This is a genomic window from Ilumatobacter nonamiensis YM16-303 (genome assembly GCF_000350145.1).
GTDB lineage: Bacteria > Actinomycetota > Acidimicrobiia > Acidimicrobiales > Ilumatobacteraceae > Ilumatobacter_A > Ilumatobacter_A nonamiensis.
In genome coordinates this window covers 22,197-28,413 of sequence record NZ_BAOL01000113.1, presented here as the reverse complement: position 1 = coordinate 28,413, position 6,217 = coordinate 22,197, and the positions used below count along the sequence as shown (strand labels likewise).

At 66.8% G+C, this 6,217-nt stretch carries 8 protein-coding genes; 4 read left to right on the top strand and 4 right to left on the bottom strand.

The genetic code is table 11. The features are described from left to right. Positions 1-34: 34 nt before the first annotated feature. Together ON45_RS12030 and ON45_RS12025 are read right to left on the bottom strand one after the other, a co-directional pair. Complete coding sequence (locus tag ON45_RS12030) at positions 35-1,099, bottom strand: proline racemase family protein (RefSeq protein ID WP_051062957.1); 1,065 nt, start codon at positions 1,097-1,099, stop codon at positions 35-37. Positions 1,100-1,128: 29 nt separating this feature from the next. Continuing rightward, positions 1,129-1,449, bottom strand: coding sequence for a 4Fe-4S dicluster-binding protein (locus ON45_RS12025; RefSeq protein WP_040494155.1), 321 nt, complete (start codon positions 1,447-1,449; stop codon positions 1,129-1,131). A gap of 81 nt (positions 1,450-1,530) precedes the next feature. Between ON45_RS12025 and ON45_RS12020 the strand changes: the two genes are divergently transcribed. Then, positions 1,531-2,433: a M48 family metalloprotease gene (locus tag ON45_RS12020; protein WP_040494154.1), complete on the top strand. Its 903-nt coding sequence runs from the start codon at positions 1,531-1,533 to the stop codon at positions 2,431-2,433. A gap of 6 nt (positions 2,434-2,439) precedes the next feature. Here ON45_RS12020 and ybaK read toward each other — a convergent pair whose 3' ends face one another. Continuing rightward, complete coding sequence (gene ybaK, locus ON45_RS12015; RefSeq protein WP_040494165.1) at positions 2,440-2,910, bottom strand: Cys-tRNA(Pro) deacylase; 471 nt, start codon at positions 2,908-2,910, stop codon at positions 2,440-2,442. Positions 2,911-2,947: 37 nt separating this feature from the next. Here ybaK and ON45_RS12010 point away from each other — a divergent pair, with 37 nt between their 5' ends. Next, positions 2,948-3,379 carry an acyl-CoA thioesterase gene (locus ON45_RS12010; protein ID WP_051062956.1) on the top strand — a complete coding sequence of 144 codons (432 nt, stop codon included), beginning with the start codon at positions 2,948-2,950 and terminating at the stop codon, positions 3,377-3,379. A gap of 37 nt (positions 3,380-3,416) precedes the next feature. On the opposite strand, the gene ON45_RS12005 is transcribed toward ON45_RS12010, so the two are convergent. Next, positions 3,417-4,172, bottom strand: a complete 756-nt coding sequence (locus ON45_RS12005; protein ID WP_040494153.1) for an SDR family NAD(P)-dependent oxidoreductase — start codon at positions 4,170-4,172, stop codon at positions 3,417-3,419. A 64-nt stretch (positions 4,173-4,236) separates the two neighbouring features. Between ON45_RS12005 and ON45_RS12000 the strand changes: the two genes are divergently transcribed. Beyond that, positions 4,237-5,016, top strand: a complete 780-nt coding sequence (locus ON45_RS12000; RefSeq protein ID WP_040494151.1) for an alpha/beta fold hydrolase — start codon at positions 4,237-4,239, stop codon at positions 5,014-5,016. A gap of 19 nt (positions 5,017-5,035) precedes the next feature. After that, positions 5,036-6,202, top strand: coding sequence for an acyl-CoA dehydrogenase family protein (locus ON45_RS11995; RefSeq protein WP_040494149.1), 1,167 nt, complete (start codon positions 5,036-5,038; stop codon positions 6,200-6,202). The last annotated feature ends 15 nt before the right edge of the window (positions 6,203-6,217 follow it).

Here is a 6,217-nt window from a genome sequence, read left to right as displayed (position 1 = left end):
TGTCCGTCGGTGCCAGGCACCAACGGACATTTGCTCAGGTGGGCCAGGTGTCGCTGACGCGGTAGCCGAGCGGCCACGGGTCGGTCGGATCGAGGCGGTAGGCGAAGTCGCCATAGCGCCACGCGCGACCCGTGATCGTCGGGATGATCGCGGCGCGTTGTTGCTCGCCCTCCCCGATCGTCGTGTCGGCGTCGATGGTGCCGACGAACTCCGAGCCGATGACCGAGCGCATCCGCAATCGATCGCCGACGTCCATCTCGCCACGCGCACGCAGCAGCGCCATCCGCGCCGACACCCCCGTCCCGGTGGGCGAACGATCGAGCTTGCCGGGCTCGACGACGACGGTGTTGGTCATGGCGAATTCGCCGTCACCGCCACGTTCGAGCGGACCGGCGATCTGGCAGAACGAGAAGTGGTCCCAGGCAGTCGTCGGGTGGCGGAAACTCAGCTGTTCGTTCGCCGCTCGGGTGATACGCGATCCGAGTCGAGCAAGCTCGCGACCGTTCTCCGGAACGATGTCGATCCCGAGGTCTGCTGCATCGACCATCACGAAGCTGTCGCCACCGAACGCGGTGTCGACCCGCAGCGTGCCGTGACCGTCGAGCTGCAGCGATCGGTCCGTCTCCGACACGAACGAGGCGACATTGCGTACCGTCACCGAGGTCACCTTGCCGTCGGCGCACTCGGCGACCACTCGGACGAGACCGGCGGGCGCTTCGAGCACGACCGTGCTGACCGGCTCGGTCATCGGGACGATTCCCGTTTCGAGCACGACGGTCGCGACGCACATCGAGTTCGACCCCGACATCGGCGGGGTGTCCATCGGTTCCATGATGATGAACCCGATGTCGGCCGCCGGGTCGATGGCGGGCACCAGCAGGTTGACGTGGCGGAAGACCCCGCCTCGCGGCTCGTTGAGCATCAGCCGTCGCAGTCGCTGGTCCGACTCGATCCACCGCGACTGCTCCCACACCGAGGCTCCCGGCGGGACGGCGACTCCACCGACGATCACGTCGCCGATCTCACCCTCCGCGTGGCATCCGACGACCTCGATCGGTCCCACCACGATGTCGCCCAGGTCGTCGACCGAGTCGTTCATCAACGCTGCTCCTCTGTGTCCCACACCGTTCAGTACGGGTCGTGCTCGGAGTGTGGAAGCGTCCACCAGTCGACGGGCACGTCGTGCTGCGGTGTCCATCCGTCGATCGGGTGGATGCAGTCGACCGGGCACACGGGAAGACACTTGTCGCATCCGCTGCACAGTTCGGGAATGATCACTACGTCCGGCCCGTGATTGAAGATCGCCCCGAAGTTCGGTGGACAGTGGCGGAGGCACGCATCGCAATTGATGCAGTCGAGCATGTCGATGAACAGCGGCGGGTTCTGCCACTTGGGATTTCGCTCGCGACCGGCGATCCGCTCGTCCCGAGTGGTCGCGTCACCGGCCATCGATCCGAGTGTAGGGCGCCCGTCCGAGGCGCCCCCGGTACCTGCGCCTCCCGCCGCTCCGGCGTCGTATCCTGCATCCCGATGGCCGTACAGACATCGCCCGGGCAACGGCGGCGCGTCGAACGGTCCGCGCTCTCGGCCTTCGTCCCGGTGATCGCGATGCTGCCGTTCTCGGTGCTGTCGCTGTTCCTGGCGTGGCTGCCGGTGGGTCTGCTCACCGACATTCCGTTCGTCTGGGTCCTGCTCGGCTTCGCCGCGACGGGCCCGTTGCTCTTCATCCGCAACTTCCAGGTGCTGGTCCTCACCCCGGTGCTCGGCGCGCGTCGCCCGACCGCCGCGGAGGAGGCCGCCATCGCGCCGCTGTGGCGCGAGATCGTGATGACGAGCCGCCTCAAGCCGGACCACTACGTCGTGCGCATCCTGCCGTCGGACGACCTCAACGCGTTCGCATGTGGCGGGCACCTCGTCGTCGTCACGTCGTTCGCCGTCGAGGAGCTGACCACGCCCGAACTGCAGGGCGTGCTGGCCCACGAGTTGAGCCACCACCTCGGTCTGCACACCGTCGCGATCACCATCGGCCACTGGCTCTCCATGCCGGTGGTGCTGTTCGCACGGATCGGGGTGTACCTCGAGAACGTCGCCAAGGCCGCGCGCTACGCGTACGGACCGGACTCCCCCGCGATCGACGCGCTCACGAACGCTGCTGCGGTGGTCGTCCATGCCGTGTCGTGGATCTTCACGGCGGGGATCCGGGCGAGTGCGACGCTCAGCAACCTCGTGAGCCATCAATCGGAGTTCGATGCCGATCAGCGGGCGGTTCGCATGGGCTACGGACGCGAGTTGGCGAGCGCACTCCGACGTGTCCTCGCAGCGGGCCAGAGTCCACGCCCTGTCGGCTGGCGCGAGCGAATCGACGCGTCACACCCGCCGGCGCGCACCCGCGTGGCGCGCATCGAAGCCCTGCTCCGCCACCCGGCCCGCTGATGATCGTTACGCGGTGATCGGCGCGATCGTCGCGTCGAGTAGCCGGGTCAGCTCGTCGGGGGCGACGGCGATGTCGAGTCCGCGCTTGCCGCCACTGACGTAGATCGTGTCGAACAACTCGACCGATTCGTCGAGCACCGTGCGCAGCCGCTTGCGCTGTCCGAGCGGGCTGATCCCACCGACGACGTAGCCGGTCGTGCGCTCGGCCACGGCCGGGTCGCACATCACCGCCTTCTTGGCTCCGACCGCAGCGGCGGCGAGCTTCATGGACACGGTGCAGCTGACCGGCACGACGACGACGACCGGGTCACGCTCGTCGTCCACCGAGACGAGCAGGGTCTTGAACACCTGGTCCTCGGGCAGGCCGAGCGAATCCGCCGCCTCTCGACCGAAGTCGCGCAGTTCCTCCCCACGTTCGTACTCGTGCACCGCGAAGGGGACACCTTCGCGCTCGAGGAGCAGGATCGCCGGAGTCATCGGCATCATCATCGCCGAGTGCTGCCAGACTCGCCACGTGCGCCTGTCCGTCGAACCATCACTCCGACCCGACGACCATGAGTTCCACCACTCGATCCGGGTGCGATTCGTGGAGACCGATGCGATGGGCATCGTCCACCACTCCAACTACCTCGCGTACTTCGAGGAAGCACGCGTGGCGTTCCTCGCCCACATCGGCCACCCGTTCACCGACTGGCGTGCCGATGGATTGGAGTCACCGGTGCTCGAATCGTTTCTCCAGTACCGGCAACCGTGTCGGTTCGACGAGGTCGTCACGGTCCACGTCACCCTCGCCGCCGCGACTCGGGCGACGTTCCAGATGAGCTACCTGGTGACCGTCGACGACGAGGTCCGGACCACCGGCGTCACCGTGCACGGCTGCACGACGCTGGAAGGACGTCCGACCCGACTGCCTGCGTGGCTCGTCGAATTGGCTTCGGAGTCCTGAACGCCCGCCGGCGACCGGCACCGACGGACTCTGCTCGCTACATCCGCTGGGTGAGCCCACCGTCGACGACGAAGATCTCGCCGCTGGTGTACTTGTTCCGGAGCAACGCGAGCACCGCTTCGGCACAATCGTCGGGCGTGGCCGATCGAGGAACGGGTGCCGTGGCCGCCACTGCCTCGTGCATCGCATCCCAATCGGCGGTCCAGCGGGTCGCGACGAGACCGGGAGCCACCGCGTTCACCCGGATCGGTCCGTACGACTTCGCGAGGAGCACGGTCATCTGGTTGAGCGCGGCCTTCGTCATCGAGTAGGCCATCGACGATCCGACGGGGCGAACTCCGGCGATCGACGTGATGTTGACGATGCTCGGGTCATCGGACTCACGCAGGTGCGGAATCGCGTACTTGGTGAGCCACCACGTTCCGAACACGTTGACGTCGAACGTCTTCTGGAAGATCTCGTCGGTGAGCCCGTCGAGATCACCGTGATCGATCGAGGTGGTCCATCCGGCGTTGTTGATCAAGTAGTCGAGGCGTCCGTACTCCTCGATGGTCCGGTCGACCAGAGCGTGGCCCTGTGCCTGGTCGGCGATGTCCGCCTGTACGTAGATCGACTCGCCGGGCAACGACCCCGAGACCTCCTCACCCAACTCGACCGATGACGCGGAGTTCACGACGACCTTCGCACCGAGTGCCGACAGCCGACGGGCGGTCTCCTCACCGATCCCTGCGGACGACCCGGTGACGATCGCCACCCGACCCTGGAACTCGGAACCGACCTCTGCATCGCTCATCCTCCGAACGTAGCCAAAGCCCCCCGACCGACCCGCCTTCGGGAACGTTGTGGGATCCTGTGAGATGGCCGACACCACCGACCCCACCGTCGTGCTCGTGCACGGTGTTCCCGAAACCCCTGCGCTCTGGCAACCGTTGATCCACTCGTTCCGGCAACGCGGGATCGACCGAGTCCGCACGCTGGCCCCGCCGGGATTCGGCGCACAACTCCCGGCTGACTTCTCGCCATCGGCCGACGCGTACGCCGAGTGGCTCGTCGCCGAACTCGAACGACTCGATGCCGACGGCGCCGGGCCGATCGACATCGTCGGCCACGACTGGGGAGCAGGTCACGTCTATCGGCTGATGGCGGAGCGGCCCGATCTCGTCCGATCATGGGTCGCCGACATCGCCGGTCTGCTCCACCCTGACTACCGATGGCACGACATGGCCACGATGTGGCAACGGCCCGACGTCGGCGAGCAGGTGATCGAGGCGATGGTCAGTCCTCCGTTGGCCGATCGAGTCGCGCTCCTGACCGGACTCGGGTTGCCGGACGACATGGCCGCCGAGATCGCACCGGCGATCAATCCGGACATGGGTCGGGCGATCCTTGCCCTGTATCGATCGGCGCCGGAGTCGGCGCTGCAGGTATTGGCCGATCGACTGGCGGCATCGGACCACCGACCCGGCGCGATCATCACCGCCGCCGACGATGCGTACGTTGCTGCCGACCTCGCCCCGGCGGTGGCGGAACGACTCGGCGTGCCGGAACTGCGTCTGGAGGGCCAGGGACACTGGTGGATGGTCAGCGATCCCGATGGAGCGGCGGAACAACTGGTCTCGTTCTGGTCCTCGCTCTGACCGGACGTACTGTGGGCCCATGACGCAGTTCGGACTCACCGACGACCAACTGGCGCTGCTCGACGTGGCCGACAAGTTCGGACGCAACGAGCTGTTCCCGCTGGCCGAGAAGATGGACAACGACGAGTGGTGGCCGCCCGAGATCATGGCGAAACTCGGCGCCAACGGCCTGCTCGGAGCGACCGTGCCCGAGCAGTACGGCGGCGCCGGGATGGGGATGCTCGAGTCCGGGCTCGTCCTCCAGGCGTTTTCACGGTGGAACCACGCGTTCGGGCTCTCGTGGGTCGCCCACGACAACCTCTGCGCGAACAACATCTACGCGAACGGCAACGACGACGTCCGGACCCGGTTCCTCCCGAAGCTCTGCTCCGGCGAATGGACGGGTTGCCTCGGCCTGACCGAGCCGGGTGCCGGGTCCGACGCGCTGGGATCGATGCGGACGACCGCCGTCCGGGACGGCGACACCTACGTCGTCAACGGATCGAAGCTGTACATCACCAACGGTCCGGTCGCTGACGTGTGCCTCCTGTATGCGAAGACCACGCCCGACGCCGGGTCGAAAGGGATCACGGCGTTCGTCGTCGAGTGCGACACCCCCGGGTTCAACGTCGCCCAGAAGCTCGTGAAGATGGGTTTCCGCGGCAGCCAGACCGCGGAGCTCCACTTCGACGACATGGTGATCCCGGCCGAGAACATCGTCGGCGAACTCGACCAGGGCCACAAGGTCGTGATGAGCGGACTCGACATCGAGCGGGCGATGATCGCGGCGATCAACGTCGGCATGGCGGAGCGGGCGCTCGAACTCTCGGTCGAGTTCGCGGGGACCCGCGAGCAGTTCGGTCAACCGATCGGATCGTTCCAGATGATCCAGTCCCGCCTCGCCGACATGTACGTCTGGGTCGAGACGATGAAGACGTTCGTGTGGCAGGTGCTGGCCGAGTCCGACGAAGCGGGACACGACCAGTCGGGCGCCGGTGACATCCACGCCCGCTCGGCCGCGGCGGTGATGTACGCGGCGAACATGTGCAACCAGGTTCTCGACAACGCGGTGCAGATCCACGGCGGCAACGGCTACATCTGGGAGACCGAGGTCAACCGGCTGTTCCGCGGGACGAAGCTGCTCGAGATCGGTGCCGGCACCACCGAGGTCCGCAAGATGATCATCGCCGGCCACCTCCTCAGCTGAGATTGTTCATCGGTG